We start from the raw sequence: 16,016 nt of genomic DNA, 5'->3' as shown, positions 1-16,016 counted from the left end.
GAAAAAAGGGCCCGAAGGCCCTTTTCTTTTTCAGCAGACAAGCCGCGCGAATTGCGCGGCTGCCAATGCGCCTCAGCGCACCACGGCGATCTGCGTGCGCACGCCACCCTTGTACGTGAACAAGGTCAGCGCGCCGTTCTTGATGTCGCCCTTTTCGTCGAAGGCGATCGGGCCGGTCACGCCCTTGTATTGCAGCTTGCCGACTTCAGGCAGGTACTTTTCCGGATCCGACGAACCGGCCTTGACCATGGCTTCGGCCAGCACGTTGACCGCGTCATAGACGTACGGTGCATAGATCTGCACTTCGACGCCGTTCTTGGCCTTGAACTTGGCCTTGAAGTCCTCCAGCGGCTGCTTGAAGTCGCCATCGACACCGCCGGCTTCGGCGCAGACCACCATGTCTTCGCCGATGGCATCGCCAGCCAGCTTCGGCAGTTCGCCGGTGCACAGGCCGTCGCCGCCCATGAACTTGACGTTCAGGCCGAGCTGCTTGACTTGCTTGAGCATCGGGCCGCCGACGGCGTCCATGCCACCGAAGAACAGGACGTCGGGCTTGGCAGCCTTCAGCTTGGTCAGGATGGCGTTGAAGTCGGTCGACTTGTCGGTGGTGAACTCGTGGCCCACGATGGTGCCGCCTGCGGCCTTGGCGGCCTTCTCGAATTCTTCGGCAACGCCTTGGCCATAAGCCGTGCGGTCGTCGATCACGGCGATGTTCTTGCCCTTGAGCGTTTCGACGGCGTACTTGCCGAGCGTGCCGCCCAGTTGCGTGTCGTCAGCCACCACGCGGAACGTGGTCTTGAAACCTTGGCGCGTGTACTTGGGATTGGTTGCCGACGGCGAGACCTGCGGAATGCCGGCATCGCTGTAGAGCTTGGAGGCGGGAATGGTGGTGCCCGAATTCAGGTGACCGACCACGCCGTTGACCTTTTCGTCGACCAGCTTCTGAGCAACGGCAGTGCCTTGCTTCGGATCGCCGGCATCGTCTTCCGGCACCAGCACGAACTTGGCAACCTTGTCGCCGATCTTGAGGCCCTTGGCATTCAGGTCTTCGATGGCCATCTTGGCGCCGAACTCGTTGTCCTTACCGAGGTGGGCAATGGGACCGCTGGTCGGGCCGACGTGACCGATCTTGACGACCAGTGCATCGGCAGGAGGTGCTGCGGGTGCGGGGGCAGCCGCCGTGGGCGCTGGCGTTGCAGCGGGTGCAGCAGCTTCTTCTTTCTTGCCGCAAGCCACCAGCGTGAGTGCAGCCAGTGCGACCGCAGTCCATTTCAATTGCATGGGAAACCTCCAGAACTTGGATGAAAACAATAAAAAACCGGTCGTGTGATCCGGGCGCGCAGACCTCGCAAGTTTCGCGCCGCAGACCAGCGGCACCCTCACGCCATTCCGACCTGCGGCGCAGTTTAGCCGAGGATTTATGCGCCGGAAGCTGGCGTAGACCCTGTGTTTTCGGAGAGTTCGGCGGCCATGGATTCGATCACCAAAGCACGCAAAACGGCCTCGATTTCACCGCGCAGGCGCGGCACCATGTCGTCGAGTTGCTGCTGGACCGCGGCGGACACCGCATCGCTCAATCGCTCTTCGAGAGAGAGGTCCACGCGCTGCAGCACGCGGTGCAAAAGCTGCTCTTCGAGACTGACGATTTCAGCCTGCGTGAGCTGCACCGCGGGCGGCAGTGCAACCGCGCTGGCGGGGTCGGGTTGTGGCGCAGGCGCATCGGCCGGCTCGGGACTCGCGGGCTCCTCAGGGATATCGAGCACCGTGGTCAGGGTGGGGACGAACCGGGGCGGTGTGCGCAGCGTGCTGGCCATGTCAGGAAGCGCTCCTTGCGAAGTCGTGCGGCTGGATGGTGTAGCCACGATCGGCGTAATGGCGCCAACGCGAGCGGCCGACCTGCCGGTCGTTGGCCTCGTCGCTCACGATGTCGATCAGGCGCTCGAAGCGCTCGAAACCGGCGGGCACTTCGAGGCCCAGGTTCACAAGCATTTCTCGGTGCGGCAGCGATGCCGCATCGGCGCCTTCCGACGAAAGAATCACCGGCGAGCGGGCCATCACGTGGGGCTGCGCATCGCTGCGGCAATGCGCGACGAAGTCGACGGGCGACAGCTGCCAGAGCGCGGCATCGACCACGTCGAGCGCCTCGGCATCGCCGACCACCACCACCCGCAGGCCCCGTGCATTCACAGCCTTGCGAACGAGCCGGCAAGCGTAGTTCAGCTTGTCGGGCGCGTTGAAGTGAAAGCCGATTTCCGTCACTTCGGGGACTTCGCCTTGCGTGCCGGGGCCTTCGGCTTGGCCTTGGGCGTGGCGATGGCGGCCTTGTCGGCCGCGCGCGTCGTCAGGTAGGACACCAGCAGCCCCACGGGCCGGCCGGTCGAACCCTTGGCCGCCCCACTCTTCCATGCGGTGCCAGCGATGTCCAGGTGCGCCCAGGGGAAGTCGCCGACGAAGCGCTGCAGGAACTTGGCCGCGACGACCGCACCGCCAGCACGCCCGCCGATGTTGGCCACGTCGGCGAAGTTGCTCTTGAGGCCTTCGGCGTAGTCGTCGTCGAGCGGCAGGCGCCAGCAGCGATCCTGCGACTGCTCGCCGGCCGCCTGCAGCGCTCCGGCCAGCGTTTCGTCGCTCGCGAAGAGGCCGCTGCGCACGCCGCCGAGTGCGATCACGCAGGCGCCGGTGAGCGTGGCGATGTCGATCACCGCCACCGGCTCGAAGCGCTTGGCATAGGTCAGCGCATCGCACAGGATGAGTCGGCCCTCGGCGTCGGTGTTGAGCACCTCGATGGTCTGCCCGCTCATGCTGGTGACCACGTCGCCGGGCTTCACGGCCTTGCCGTCGTTCATGTTCTCGCACGAAGGGATGAGGCCGACCACGTTGATCGCCGGCTGGATCTCGCCGAGCGCGCGGAAGGTGCCCAGCACGCTCGCGGCGCCGCACATGTCGAACTTCATCTCGTCCATCTCGGCCGCGGGCTTGAGCGAAACGCCGCCGGTGTCGAAGGTGATGCCCTTGCCGACCAGCACCACCGGTGCCTGGTCCTTGGGCGCGCCCTGATAGCGCAGCACGATGAAGCGCAGCGGCTCGGACGAGCCCTGCGCCACCGCGGCGAAGGAGCCCATGCCCAGCTTCTCGACTTCCTTGGGCCCGAGCACCTCGCACTTGATGTTGGAAAGCCTGCCCAGTTCTTTGGCGGCTTCAGCCAGCAACATGGGCGTGGCGTGGTTGGCGGGACGGTTGCCCCACTCCTTGGCCAGTTCGATGCCCAGCACGGTGGCGCGGGCCTCGTCGAAAGCCTTGCTCGCGCCGGCCGCATCGGCCACGCCGACGGTCAGGTGGCGGATGCTGCGCGCCTCGGCCTTCGGCTTGGTCGTTGTGTAGACATAGCTGGCATCGGCCGCCGCCGTGACGGCACTGGCCACAGCGGCGCCGTCGGCCGGCTGGGCAAAGACGACAACGGCTCGCTTGGGCCGATGGGCCTTGGCCGCGTTGACCGCCGCGATCACGCCGCTGCGCACCGAAGCGGGCTTGCCGTCGCCGATGGCCGCGAGCACGACACGGGAGGCCACGACATCGTCGGGACGGTAGAGTGAGAGGAGCTTGCCGGCCTTGTCGGGCAGATCGCCGGCCTTGCGGGCACTTGCGGCCAGCACGGAAAGAGAGTCTTTGGAGGCGATGGGCGCGCTGCCGACGAGCACGATGAGGACGTCGGATTTTTCGGCTGCGGCCTGGGCGATGGTGAGGGGCTTGAGTTGAAAGTCCATAATCCTTTTTTTCCTCGAACGATGTTATTCCATTCTTCCCTACGCAAGGAGCTGTCGCGCAGCTTCGGAGCGACCCTCGTGGTTCTGGTCACCATCGTGATGACCATGATGCTCATCCGTACCCTCGGGCTCGCGTCCAAGGGCAGTGTGAACCCGCAAGAGGTGTTCCTGGTGATGGCCTATACGGTGCTCGGCTACATGCCGACCATCCTGAGCCTGAGCCTGTTCATCGCCATCGTCGGCACCCTCTCGCGCATGTACCGCGACAGCGAGATGGTCATCTGGTTCTCCAGCGGCCGGGGCTTGGCCGACTTCGTGGAGCCGCTGTTCCGCTTTGCCTGGCCGGTGCTGATCCTGATCGCCGTGATGGCGCTGGTGGGCTGGCCCTGGGCCAACTCGCAGACCATGGGCATGCGCCAGCAGTACGAGCAGCGCAGCGACATCGAACGCGTCACGCCCGGCGAGTTCCGTGAATCGTCGGGCCGCATGCGCGTCTTCTTCATCGACAAGGACACGCCGGACGGCGCCACCGCCACCAACGTCTTCATCTGGGCGATCGAGCGCGGCCTGCAGATCACCACTTCGGCGCGCAGCGGCCGCATCGAGGACGTGGGACCCAACCGCTTCCTGATGCTCAGCAACGGCCAGCGCCTGGAGCGCCCGCTGCTGCCGACCTCGGGCCTCAAGATCAGCGAATTCAAGACCTACGGCACCCGCGCCGGCGGCAGCTCCGACGCCGCGGCCAACACCACCCCGCCGCGCGCCCGCACCACGCTGTCGCTGCTGCGCGACCGCAGCACCGCGGCGCTCGGCGAACTGGGCTGGCGCATCGGCATGCTGCTGGCCGCCATCAACTTCGTGCTGCTGGCGCTGACCGTCTCAAGCGTCAATCCGCGCGTGGGCCGCAGCGGCAACCTGCTGTTCGCGCTGTTCGCCTTCGTCATCTACTACAACCTGCTGAACCTGGGACAGAGCTGGATCAGCTCCGGCCGCTACGGCATGGGCACCTTCATGCTCCTGCTGCACGGCGGCGTCTTCCTGATCGCAGTGGCCTGGCTGGGCCTGCGCAACAACAACTGGGCTCGCCGCAGCAAGCCCGGCCGCGTGATCGCAGGCGGCCTGGCGGCCCCGCAGCCTTCCAAGATCGACCCGACCACGTGAAAACCATCCGACGCCTGATCTATGTCGAGGCACTGAAGGCGGTGGCCTTCGTGACGCTCGGCTTCCTGTGCCTGTTCTTCTTCTTCGACTTCGTCGATGAACTGCAATCCGTCGGCAAGCCCGAAAGCCTCGCCTACGGTCCGATGCAGGCGCTGATCTACGTGACGCTGCTGGTTCCGAGCCACCTCTACGAGTTGCTGCCCATCACCGTGCTGATCGGCTGCATCTTCGTGATGGCGCGGCTCGCGCAGAGCTCCGAATACACCATCCTGCGCACCAGCGGCCTCGGGCCGTGGCGGGCACTCCGCACGCTGCTGCTGCTCGGCGTGGGCTTTGTCATCCTCACCTTTGCCATAGGCGACTACATCGCGCCACTGTCCGAGCGCACCGGGCAGTTGCTCAAGTCGCGCTACCAGGGCACCTACTCGCTGGTGGGCAACACGGGCGCCTGGCTCAAGGAGAAGCGCGACAACGTGTCGTATGCGGTGAACGTGCTGTCGATCTCGCGCGACGGCTCGCTCAAGAACGCGCGCATCTTCGAGTTCGACGCCAACGGCTACGTGAGCAAGCAGCTGGTCGTCAAGTCCGCCCGCATCCTCGACGGGCACTGGGCGCTGGCGGACATCGAGAAGCAGGACTACGACACGCGCAGCGCTGCAGACAAGGCCCGCATCGTCACCACCGAGATCCCGCAGATGGACTGGCCGACGTCGCTGACGGCCGAAATGGTGTCCGTGGCGCTGCTGCGGCCAGACCGCATGAGCACGATCGACCTGTTCGACTACATCCGCCACCTGGATGCCAACGGCCAGACGGCGCAGCGCTACGAAATCGAGTTCTGGCGCAAGGTGTTCTATCCGCTGTCGTGCCTGGTGATGGTGGTGCTCGCCCTTCCCTTCGCCTATCTGCACTTCCGGCAGGCCGGCATCACCACTTACGTGTTCGGCGGCGTGATGATCGGCATCAGCTTCTTCCTGCTGAACAACGTGTTTGGCTATCTCGGCAACCTCAGCAACTGGTCGCCATGGCTCACGGCGGCGGCGCCGGGACTCATCTACTCGGTGATGTCGTTGACGGCCTTCAGCTGGCTGGTTCTACGAAGATGACCATGGCGGCTGAAATGCGCGGCATCGTGCTGCTGGCACACGGTTCGCGCGATGAGCGCTGGCGCGAACCCATCGAGGCAGTGGCCGCGCGGGTTCTGAAAGACGACCCCGCAGCCCACGTCGTGTGCGCATATATGGAACTGGCCACGCCGGATCTCCATTCGGCCGCAGCCGGCCTGATTGCCGATGGCGCCACCGCCATCCGCGTCGTTCCCCTGTTCCTTGGCATGGGCAAGCATGCCCGCGAAGATCTGCCGCTTCAGCTCGACGCCCTCTGCAAGGCGTGGCCGCAGGTCGATTTCTCGCTCGCCCGCATCGTCGGCGAGGAGCCGGAACTGGTCGAATTGCTGGCCAGAATTGCGGCCAAATCCTGAGACCCGGCGATTTCGATAGATTGCGAAGGCATAATGAATTCCGCAATAAGACGGAATTTGATATGAATCTGCACCAATTCAAGTTTGTTCAGGAAGCCGTGCGGCGCAACCTGAACCTCACCGAGGCCGCCAAGGCGCTCCACACCTCGCAGCCTGGCGTCTCCAAGGCGATCATCGAACTCGAAGAAGAGCTGGGCGTCGAAATCTTCGCGCGCCACGGCAAGCGCCTCAAACGCGTGACCGAGCCGGGCCAGCACGTCATTGCCAGTATCGAATTGATCATGCGCGAGGTGGGCAACCTGAAGCGCATCGGCGAACAGTTCAGCGCGCAGGACAGCGGCACCCTCTCCATCGCCACCACCCACACCCAGGCGCGCTACGTGCTGCCGGTGCCCGTGGCCAACCTGCGCGAGGCCTATCCGAAGGTCAACGTGAGCCTGCACCAGGGCTCGCCCGATCAGGTCGCGCGCATGGTGATCGACGAGATCGCCGAGATCGGCATCGCCACCGAATCGCTCGACGGCTATGCCGAACTCGTGACCCTGCCCTGCTACGAATGGCAGCACGTGCTGGTGCTGCCGAAGGACCATCCGCTGGCCGCCAAGGAGCGCATTTCGCTCGAGGACCTAGCGCTCGAGCCGATCATCACCTACCACCCGTCGTTCACCGGCCGCACGCGCATCGACCACGCCTTCGCGCAGAAGAAGCTCACGCCGCGCATCGCGCTCGAAGCCATCGACTCCGACGTGATCAAGACCTACGTGCGCCTCGGCCTGGGCGTGGGCATCGTGGCCGAAATGGCGGTGCGCGACGAGTCGAATGCCGATCTCGTGGTGCGCCCGATGGGCCATGTGTTCGGCCAGAATATTGCCCGTGTCGCGTTCAAGCGCAGCGCGTATCTGCGCAACTTCGTCTTCAAGTTCGCCGAACTGCTGAGCGACCGGCTCGACCGCAACCTGATCGCCAAGGCCCTGAGCGGCCATCAACAAGACTACGAGCTATGAGCACTGTGCTTTCCCCACGCACGCCCGAAATCACGACCAAGCTGCCGGCAGTCGGCACCACCATCTTCACCGTCATGTCGGCGCTGGCCTCCGAGAAGAACGCGGTCAACCTCGGCCAGGGATTTCCGGATTTCCATTGCGATCCGAAGCTGCTCGAAGACGTGACGGCCGCCATGGCCGCGGGCCACAACCAGTACCCGCCGATGCCGGGTATTCCGGCGCTGCGCGATGCTATCGCCGCCAAGATTTCCGCGCTCTACGGCCATAGCTACAACGCTGGCACCGAGATCACCGTCACCGCAGGCGCGACGCAGGCCATCATCACCGCCATCCTGGCTATCGTGCGGCCGGGCGACGAGGTGATCGTGCTGGAGCCCTGCTACGACAGCTACGTGCCCAACATCGATCTGGCCGGCGGCAGCGTGGTGCGTGTGCCGCTCGTGCCCGGCACCTTCCGCCCCGACTTCGACAAGATCGCCGCGGCGATGAGCCCGCGCACCCGCGCGATCATCATCAACACGCCGCACAACCCGAGCGCGACGGTCTGGACCGAGGCCGAGATGCGCAAGCTCGAAGAGCTGCTCGCGCCGACCGACGTGTTCGTGATCGCCGACGAGGTCTACGAGCACATGGTGTTCGATGCCGCCCGCCACGAAAGCGTGGCCCGCTTTCCGGGCCTGGCGGCGCGCAGCTTCATCGTCAGCAGCTTCGGCAAGACCTACCACGTGACCGGCTGGAAGGTCGGCTACGTGGCCGCGCCCGCCCCGCTGATGGCCGAGTTCCGCAAGGTGCACCAGTTCAACGTGTTCACCGTCAACACGCCGATGCAGCATGCGCTCGCGCAGTACATGGCCGAGCCCAAGCCGTATCTCGAACTGCCGGCCTTTTATCAGCGCAAGCGCGACCTGTTCGCCGCGGGCCTGGCCGAGAAGACGCGCTTCAAGCTGCTGCGCAGCGAAGGCAGCTACTTCCAGTGCGTGGACATCTCGGCCGTGAGCGATCTCTCCGAAGCCGATTTCTGCCTCTGGCTCACCCGCGAGATCGGCGTGGCTGCCATTCCACTGTCGGCGTTCTACGGCAACGGCTTCGACCAGCGCGTGGTGCGCTTCTGTTTCGCCAAAAAGGACGAGACGCTCGTCGCCGCGCTGGACCGGCTCGCGAAGCTCTGACAGCGGCCACCAGGACCCAGGCGCCGCGATGACGATGAACCGGCCCCGTTGGATCCTGCTGGCGCTGGGTCTCTCGTTCTTCATCGTTGGCGTGGCCGACGCCTTCATGCCACCGCTGCGCGGCAAGGGCTACAGCGTGCTCGACGTGGCGCATGCGGTCCTGATTTCTGCGCTCTGCTACACGTGGTGCCGCGCCGAGGGCCTCGAGCGCGGCGTGATCCCGCCCGGCCGCTCGGCGCTGCTCGCCGGCGTGTTTCCGCTACTGGGCATTCCGGTCTATTTCTTTCGCACCCGTCCCTGGCGGCGAGCGCTGGTGTCCACGCTGTGGGCGGTGGGTTTCCTGGCGATGGGCCTCGTGCTGGCCGCCGTGGGCACCCTGTTGAGCGAGCTGGTGCGAAGCTGAAAGGCACCTCCAATGAACTCCGCCCGCGTCATCAAATTCGTCTTCGGCCTCGTCGGCGTGCTGATGCTCATTGGCGCGGGGCTGCTGTACCAGAACACCACGAAGTTCATCGCTTCGGCCAGTCGGGCGCAAGGCGAAGTGATCGACTTGCTGCGCGTGGAGAGTTCGCGCCGCAACAGCTCGGACACATGGCGCCCGATGGTGCACTTCAAGCTGCCGTCCGGCGAAATCATCGAGTTCACGCCCTCGAGCAGCAGCAGCCCGCCCGCCTACGACAAGGGAGAGATCGTGGAGGTGTTCTTCAATCCCGCCGATCCGAAGGACGCCCGGCTCAATGGCTTCTTCGACCTCTGGGGCGGCGCGGCCATCGTCGGCGGGCTGGGCGCCGTGTTCCTGGCATTCGCCATCGGCATGCACTTCCTGCTCTCCGACGAAGCAAGCGCCAAGCGCCGACGCCCACGGTAGGACAGCCCTGACCGCCGAAGGGGCGGCTCTCCGGCGCCTCGCGCGCCCCGGGACGATGAGCATCAAGGCTCGTTACAACAAACGTCCCAGGAGAAAACCATGTCCCTCTCGTTCATTTTGCTCATCGTCCTGATCCTGATATTGATCGGCGCGCTGCCGAGCTGGGGTTACAGCCGCTCCTGGGGTTATGGACCAAGCGGCGGCGTCGGCCTCATCGTGCTGATCGTCGTCATCCTGGTGCTGATGGGCCGCATATAGCGCCTGCCTTGCACTGAAAAGAAGCCCGCCTTGCAGCGGGCTTTTTCATGCTTGTAGCTGGGCCCAGGCCTTGTCCAGCCGCTTGACGCTCACCGGCTGCGGCGTGCGCAGCTCCTGCGCGAAGAAGCTCACGCGAAGCTCCTCCAGCAGCCAGCGGAACTCGAGCATGCGGTCGTCCACCACGCCCTTGCGCTCGGCGACGAGGCGCCAATAGCGCTGCTCCTGCGGGCGCAGTTCGGCGAGCTTCGAGGCGTCTCGCGCGGGGTCGGCGCGCAGCTTGTCCAGGCGCAGCACGATGGCCTTCAGGTAGCGCGCGAAGTGCTGCAGTTGCGTCCACGGCGAATCGGCGATGAAGCGCTTGCCGACGAGCTTCTGCAGTTGTTGAGCGGCGTCCTGCACGGCTTCGGGCTGGATCTTCGTGTCCTTGATCTTGCGCGCGGCAGCGGCGTACTCGACGAGGATGGTCGAAGCAAGCCGCGCCACCTCGTTCGCGATCAGCGTGAGCCGCCCGCGTCCCTCTTCCAGCCGGCGCTTGAAGGCGAACTCGTCGGTAGGCAGCGGTTCCTGCAGGAAGGCGCGGTCGATCGCCACGTCGATGATCTGCGCGCGCAGTTCCTCCGAGGTGCCCAGCGGCATGTAGGCCACGGCCATCTTCTGCAGGTCGGGGATGTTCTTCTCGAGGTACTTGAGCGCGTCCTTCAGCTGCAGCGCGAACAGGCGGCGAAGGCCCGCGCGGTGCTTCGCGGCGGCCACGGCGGGCTCGTCGAACACCTCGATGGTCACCGCATCGCCTTCGTCGCGCAGCGCAGGGAAGCCGATGAGCGACTGCGATCCGCGCCGCACCTCCATCAGCTCCGGCAGCTCGCCGAAGGTCCAGGCCGTGTAGCGCTGGCCCGCGGGCAACGCGGGCGTGGCCTTCTCGGGCGCGGCACTTTTCGCAGGCGCCTTGTCCTCGTCGGCGGCTGAGGCCTTCGGCGCGGGCGATGCCTTGACGTTGAGCCCCGCGAGCGCCTGGAAGGCACCCCGTGCCTGCGCACCCAGCTCGGCCTTCAGCGCACCCAGATTGCGCCCCATGCCCAGTTGACGGCCGTGCTCGTCCACGATGCGCAGGTTCATGAACAGGTGCGGCGGCAGCATGTCGAGCTTGAAGTCGGCGCGCTTCACGTCGATGCTGGTCATGTCGCGCACCCGCTTGAGCAGCACGTCGGTGAGCGAACCAGCGCCGAACAGTTCGGGCGCCGAGAGTTCTTCCGCCAGCTTCGCCGCCGATTCGGGCAGTGGCACCAGCCGCGAGCGCGGGCGCTGCGGCAGGCTCTTGAGCAGCGCCTGGATCTTGTCCTTGAGCATGCCGGTCACCAGCCACTCGCAGCGCTCCTCGCTCACCTGGTTGAGCACGAAGAGCGGCACGCTGACCGTCAAGCCGTCCTTCGCATCGCCGGGTTCGTGCAGGTAGGCCGCCGCGCAATCGACGCCGCCCAGCCGCAGCGTCGGAGGGAACGACTGCGTCGTGATGCCGGCCGCCTGATGGCGCATCAGCTCGTCGCGCGTGAGATACAGGAGGCGCGGTTGCTCCCGCGAGGCATGGCGGTACCAGTTCTCGAAGGTGATGCCGCTCGCCACGTCGGCGGGCAGTTGCGCGTCGTAGAAGGCGAAGATCAGCTCTTCATCGACCAGCACATCCTGCCGGCGCGCCTTGTGCTCCAGGCCTTCGACCTCGCGCACCAGTTTTCGGTTGGCGGTGAGGAACGGAAACTTGCTCTCCCATTGGCCGTCGACCAGCGCTTCGCGGATGAAGATCTCGCGCGCTGCAACCGGATCGACCTTGGTGAAGTCGACGCGCCGCCCGCTGTACACCACGAGGCCGTACAGCGTCGCGCGCTCTAGCGCCGAGACTTGCGCGCCCTTCTTCTCCCAGTGCGGGTCGAGCAACTGCTTCTTCAGCAGATGCCCCGCCACCTGTTCGAGCCACTGCGGCTCGATGTTGGCGATGCCGCGGCCGAAGAGCCGCGTGGTCTCGACCAGCTCGGCCGCGACGATCCAGCGGCCGGGCTTCTTCTTCAGGTGCGCGCCGGGGTGCTTGTAGAACTTGATGCCGCGCGCGCCGAGGTACGCCTCGTCGTCTTCGAGCTTCCAGCCGACGTTGCCCAGCAGGCCCGCGAGCATCGACAGGTGCAGCGGCTCGTAGCCGGCCGGCTCCGCGTTGATGCGCCACTTGTGCTCGGTGACCACCGTGAGCAGCTGCGAGTGGATGTCGCGCCACTCGCGCACGCGGCGGATGTTGATGAAGTTTTGGCGCAGCAACTGTTCGTACTGGCGGTTGCTCAGCTTGTGCGTGTCGCCATGGCCGCCGCGCGCGTCGGCGATCCACTTCCACAGGCGCAGGTAGCCGCTGAATTCGCTCTTCTCGTCGTCGAACTTCGAGTGCGCCTGGTCGGCCTGCTGCTGCGCTTCCATCGGCCGGTCGCGCACGTCCTGCACGCTGAGGGCCGAGGCGATGACCAGCACTTCCTCGAGCGCGCCGCGCGTGCGGGCTTCGAGAATCATCCGGCCCACGCGCGGGTCGAGCGGCAGCTTGGCGAGTTCGGCGCCGGTGGCTGTGAGTTCGTTCGCGTCGTCGACCGCACCGAGTTCGTTGAGCAACTGGTAGCCGTCGGCAATCGCGCGCGGCGACGGCGCTTCTAGGAACGGAAACTGCGCCACGTCGCCCAGCCGCAGCGACTTCATCCGCAGGATGACGCCCGCGAGCGAGGAGCGCAGGATTTCCGGATCGGTGAAGCGCGGGCGGCCCTGGAAATCCTTCTCGTCGTAAAGCCGGATGCAGATGCCGTTCGCCACGCGGCCGCAGCGGCCCGCGCGCTGGTTGGCCGCGGCCTGGCTGATCGGCTCGACCAGCAATTGCTCGACCTTGCTGCGGAAGCTGTAGCGCTTGACGCGCGCCGTGCCGGTGTCGATCACGTAGCGGGTGCCCGGCACCGTGAGCGACGTCTCGGCCACGTTGGTGGCGAGCACGATGCGGCGGCCGGTGTGGCTGTCGAAGATGCGGTCCTGCTCGGGGCCCGAGAGCCGTGCGAACAGCGGCAGCACCTCGGCATTGCGGAACAGCGGCTGGTGGCTCAGGTGGCGGCGCAGATGGTCGGCGGCCTCGCGGATTTCGCGCTCGCCGGGCAGGAAGACGAGGATGTCGCCCGCGTTGTGCGGATCGCGCCAGAGCTCGTCGACGCCATCGGCGATCGCGTCGTTCAGGTCGTGCTCGCGCGATTCCTCGAAGGGACGATAGCGTTGCTCGACCGGGAAGGTGCGGCCCGAGACATAGATGATCGGTGCCGGTCCCTTGGCAGATGCGAAGTGCTGCGCGAAGCGGTCGGCGTCGATGGTTGCCGAGGTCACGATCACCTTCAGGTCGGGACGGCGCGGAAGGATCTCGCGCAGGTAGCCGAGCAGGAAGTCGATGTTCAGCGAACGCTCGTGGGCCTCGTCGATGATGAGCGTGTCGTAGGCCTTGAGCAGCGGATCGGTCTGGGTCTCGGCGAGCAGGATGCCGTCGGTCATGAGCTTGACCGAGGCATCGCGGCTCAGGCGATCCTGAAAGCGCACCTTGAAGCCGACCACGTCGCCCAGCGGCGTCTTCAGTTCTTCGGCGATGCGCTTGGCCACCGAGCTGGCGGCGATGCGTCGCGGCTGCGTGTGGCCGATGAGCCGGCCTTTGCCCGGCTCGGCGTTGATCTTGCCGCGGCCGAGCGCGAGCGCGATCTTGGGCAACTGCGTGGTCTTGCCCGAGCCGGTTTCGCCACAGACGATCACGACCTGGTTCGCCTGGATGGCGGCCATGATTTCGTCGCGCCTGCCGGAGACGGGAAGCGATTCGGGGAACTCGATGCGCAAGGGGGCGGAGGGTGTCGTGGTCGTCAAGGGAAAGCAGTCGTCGGGACGCGGCGGGCAAACCACGGATTATCGGCGCGCAGCGCGGCTGTTGCACGGCTTCCACAGAGCGGCGGCCTTCGCGCAACGCGTGGCGTAAATATTCTTTACTCGACCTCGGCTCCTCGCTAGGATCGCGTCCATGTCCTTCCTTGCCCTCACCCTGTTGCGCAGCCGCTGCGCACGCCATGCGCTCCCAATGCATGGCCGGGTCAGGTTGCTCCGCCCGGCCTGAGTCCGCGCCACTTTTTCGAGTCGCGCGCTTCAGCCTCGGAAGCGCAGCAACCGTCCCTTCACAGCGTCTGTCTGCCGCTCCCTCTTTGCGAGGGGGTGGCCGCTTTTTCGTACCTGTTTCATTCAAAGAAATCATTCCATGTCCACCGACATCCATTCCGAACTGCATGCCGAGCTCGCCGAGCGCACGAAGCACCTGCAGACTGTCGCCCGATCGCTGAAGGAAGAACTCTTCGGCATCGACGACATCATCGATCGCGTGATCGAATCGCTGCGCGCCTGGTATGTGCTGCCGCAGCTCATCAGCCGCCCGGTCATCGTGTGTCTCTGGGGCCTGACCGGCACCGGCAAGACGCAGCTGGTGCGCAAGCTCGCCCAGCACCTGGGCTTCTACGACCGCTTCATCGAAGTGCAGATGGACGGCTTCAGCCACGGCTCGGGCCACCACAGCCGCGGCTCCATCTCGGCCATGCTGGCCGAGTCGGGCATCGTCGAGGGCACGCCGGGCATCCTGGTGCTCGACGAGTTCCAGCGCTTTCGCACCGTGGACGGCAACGGCCACGACGCCAAGGTCGAGCGTTACCAGGACGTGTGGGCGCTGCTGTCCGACGGGCGCCTGCCGCCCGCGCTCTCGATGCTCGGAGAGATCGAGTCTTCGCTCGCGTACGCCGAGTACGAGCAGGACCGCGACGGCCCCGCCGACAAGAAGAAGCTCAAGAAGCGCAAGCTGCACCTCTCGCCCTGGGAGGCGCGCGAGGTCAAGCGCTGCCTGAAGCTGCCCGAGACCCTGCTGCAGATCATGGCGTGGAAGCCCGCCGAGGTGCATGCGCGCCTGCGCGCCTTCCGCGACACGCAGCAGGGCTGGGAAACCGACTACAGCAAGCTGCTGGTGTTCGTCTCGGGCAACCTGGACGAGATGTACGCCGAGACCGCTCAGCGCGTCGAAGACTGCGACACCGACGCCGACATCTTCCACGCGCTCACGAAGAAGCTCTCGGTCATCGACGTGAAGAAGGCGCTGGCCAATCGCTTCCGTCCCGAGCAGATCGCGCGCCTGGGCAACAACCACGTGATCTACCCGTCGTTCAACCGCGCGACCTACGTGCAGCTGATCCTGTCGATCTGCGACCGCTACGTGAGCGAGATCCAGGAAAGCTCCGGTGTGCGCTTCGTGCTCGACGCGGGCGTGTACGAGCAGATCTACGCCAACGCCGTGTTCCCGGCGCAGGGCACGCGCCCGCTGTTCTCGTCGATCCACGCGATCCTGAGCGCCACGCTGGTCAACGCGGCGCTGTGGGCGCTGGAGCGCGGCGCGGACGGCGCTGAACCGGTGTGGCTCTCGCTCGACGCGAGCGTGCCATGCATCGTGGCGAAGTACCGCAAGGCGCGCCACCAGTTCCCGGTGGTGCTGGAGCTCAATCGCCTGAAGCAACGCTCGAGCGAGGACTTCCGCGCCCTGCTCGCGGTGCACGAGGCGGGCCACGGCGTGATCTACGGCGTGCTCTTCGGCCGCGCGCCGCAGGAGATCAAGATCAACGTGGCCTCGTTCGAGGGCGGCTACAACAGCTACGAGCAGCGCAAGGTCTGGTCGAAGGAGAACCTGCGCGACCGCATCTGCGTGAGCCTCGCGGGCCGCGCCGCCGAGCAGATGGTGTTCGGCGGCGAGGCCTGCACCTCGGGTGCCTCGCAGGACTTCATGCAGGCCACGGCCAACGCCGCGCAGTACGTGCGCCACTACGCCTTCGGCTCGCGCTTCAGCCGCACCGACATCGCGAACGACGCCAACGACGACCTGAACACCGACGTCGAGGCGACGAACCCCGAGATCGAGGCGCTGCTCATGCAGGAGCACGCACGCGCGCTGGCGCTGCTCGAAACGCACACGGCCGCGCTGATGGCGGTGGTCGATGCGCTCATGCGCGAAGGATCGATCGCGCCCGCCGAACTGGCCGCCCTGCTCGACCTGCCAGCCACCCCGGCGGGCGAGTCGACGGACGCCTATGCGGCGCTGCTCGCGACCTTCCGCGCCCGCAAGGCGGATGTGCTGCAGCCGGCGGCCGACGAAGGCCGCGGCGCGGGTCCGCCTGCGGTCGCGGCCCGCGTGCTGCGCGCATTGGCCTGAGCCGTACGAAATGCCTTCCAAGAATGCACAATCACGCC

At 66.0% G+C, this 16,016-nt stretch carries 14 protein-coding genes; 9 read left to right on the top strand and 5 right to left on the bottom strand.

Annotated elements, in window-relative coordinates; translation table 11 throughout:
• Positions 1 to 72: 72 nt before the first annotated feature.
• From QFZ83_RS11170 to QFZ83_RS11155, 4 genes are all read right to left on the bottom strand, one after another.
• Positions 73 to 1,281, bottom strand: a complete 1,209-nt coding sequence (locus tag QFZ83_RS11170) for a branched-chain amino acid ABC transporter substrate-binding protein (RefSeq protein WP_307506140.1) — start codon at positions 1,279 to 1,281, stop codon at positions 73 to 75.
• A gap of 137 nt (positions 1,282 to 1,418) precedes the next feature.
• Positions 1,419 to 1,814, bottom strand: coding sequence for a hypothetical protein (locus QFZ83_RS11165; RefSeq protein WP_013541251.1), 396 nt, complete (start codon positions 1,812 to 1,814; stop codon positions 1,419 to 1,421).
• 1 nt (position 1,815) lies between these two features.
• A complete protein-coding gene (locus QFZ83_RS11160; protein ID WP_307506137.1) occupies positions 1,816 to 2,259 on the bottom strand; it encodes a DNA polymerase III subunit chi in 444 nt (147 codons plus the stop codon).
• Positions 2,256 to 3,764, bottom strand: coding sequence for a leucyl aminopeptidase (locus tag QFZ83_RS11155; RefSeq protein ID WP_307506135.1), 1,509 nt, complete (start codon positions 3,762 to 3,764; stop codon positions 2,256 to 2,258). The genes QFZ83_RS11160 and QFZ83_RS11155 overlap by 4 nt, the downstream gene beginning before the upstream one ends.
• A 21-nt stretch (positions 3,765 to 3,785) precedes the next feature.
• On the opposite strand from QFZ83_RS11155, the gene lptF reads away from it, so the two are divergent.
• The 8 genes from lptF (at position 3,786) to QFZ83_RS11115 (ending at position 9,704) form a co-directional block, all read left to right on the top strand.
• Entirely contained in the window at positions 3,786 to 4,925 is a 1,140-nt protein-coding gene (gene lptF, locus QFZ83_RS11150) for an LPS export ABC transporter permease LptF (RefSeq protein WP_307506133.1), read from the top strand.
• Positions 4,922 to 6,031 (top strand): LPS export ABC transporter permease LptG, encoded by a 1,110-nt coding sequence (gene lptG / locus QFZ83_RS11145; protein WP_013541247.1) that lies wholly within the window; start codon positions 4,922 to 4,924, stop codon positions 6,029 to 6,031. The genes lptF and lptG overlap by 4 nt, the downstream gene beginning before the upstream one ends.
• Entirely contained in the window at positions 6,028 to 6,405 is a 378-nt protein-coding gene (locus QFZ83_RS11140; protein ID WP_307506131.1) for a sirohydrochlorin chelatase, read from the top strand. Before lptG ends, QFZ83_RS11140 begins: the two co-directional genes overlap by 4 nt.
• Before the next feature lie 62 nt (positions 6,406 to 6,467).
• Complete coding sequence (locus tag QFZ83_RS11135; protein WP_013541245.1) at positions 6,468 to 7,409, top strand: CysB family HTH-type transcriptional regulator; 942 nt, start codon at positions 6,468 to 6,470, stop codon at positions 7,407 to 7,409.
• Positions 7,406 to 8,578, top strand: coding sequence for a pyridoxal phosphate-dependent aminotransferase (locus tag QFZ83_RS11130; protein ID WP_307506127.1), 1,173 nt, complete (start codon positions 7,406 to 7,408; stop codon positions 8,576 to 8,578). The genes QFZ83_RS11135 and QFZ83_RS11130 overlap by 4 nt, the downstream gene beginning before the upstream one ends.
• Before the next feature lie 34 nt (positions 8,579 to 8,612).
• Complete coding sequence (locus tag QFZ83_RS11125; RefSeq protein WP_307506123.1) at positions 8,613 to 8,981, top strand: rard protein; 369 nt, start codon at positions 8,613 to 8,615, stop codon at positions 8,979 to 8,981.
• A 12-nt stretch (positions 8,982 to 8,993) separates the two neighbouring features.
• Positions 8,994 to 9,446 carry a DUF3592 domain-containing protein gene (locus tag QFZ83_RS11120; protein ID WP_306879235.1) on the top strand — a complete coding sequence of 151 codons (453 nt, stop codon included), beginning with the start codon at positions 8,994 to 8,996 and terminating at the stop codon, positions 9,444 to 9,446.
• Positions 9,447 to 9,545: 99 nt separating this feature from the next.
• Positions 9,546 to 9,704, top strand: coding sequence for a DUF3309 family protein (locus tag QFZ83_RS11115; RefSeq protein WP_013541242.1), 159 nt, complete (start codon positions 9,546 to 9,548; stop codon positions 9,702 to 9,704).
• Between the two features lie 45 nt (positions 9,705 to 9,749).
• Here QFZ83_RS11115 and hrpA read toward each other — a convergent pair whose 3' ends face one another.
• Positions 9,750 to 13,532, bottom strand: coding sequence for an ATP-dependent RNA helicase HrpA (gene hrpA / locus QFZ83_RS11110; RefSeq protein WP_373457528.1), 3,783 nt, complete (start codon positions 13,530 to 13,532; stop codon positions 9,750 to 9,752).
• 463 nt (positions 13,533 to 13,995) lie between these two features.
• Between hrpA and QFZ83_RS11105 the strand changes: the two genes are divergently transcribed.
• Positions 13,996 to 15,978, top strand: coding sequence for an AAA family ATPase (locus QFZ83_RS11105; RefSeq protein WP_307506117.1), 1,983 nt, complete (start codon positions 13,996 to 13,998; stop codon positions 15,976 to 15,978).
• Positions 15,979 to 16,016 lie beyond the last annotated feature (38 nt).

It is taken from the genome of Variovorax sp. W1I1 (assembly GCF_030815625.1).
GTDB classification, from domain to species: Bacteria; Pseudomonadota; Gammaproteobacteria; order Burkholderiales; family Burkholderiaceae_C; genus Variovorax; species Variovorax paradoxus_C.
The sequence above is the reverse complement of the archived record's forward strand: the minus strand, read 5'-3'. Positions and strand labels throughout refer to the sequence as shown.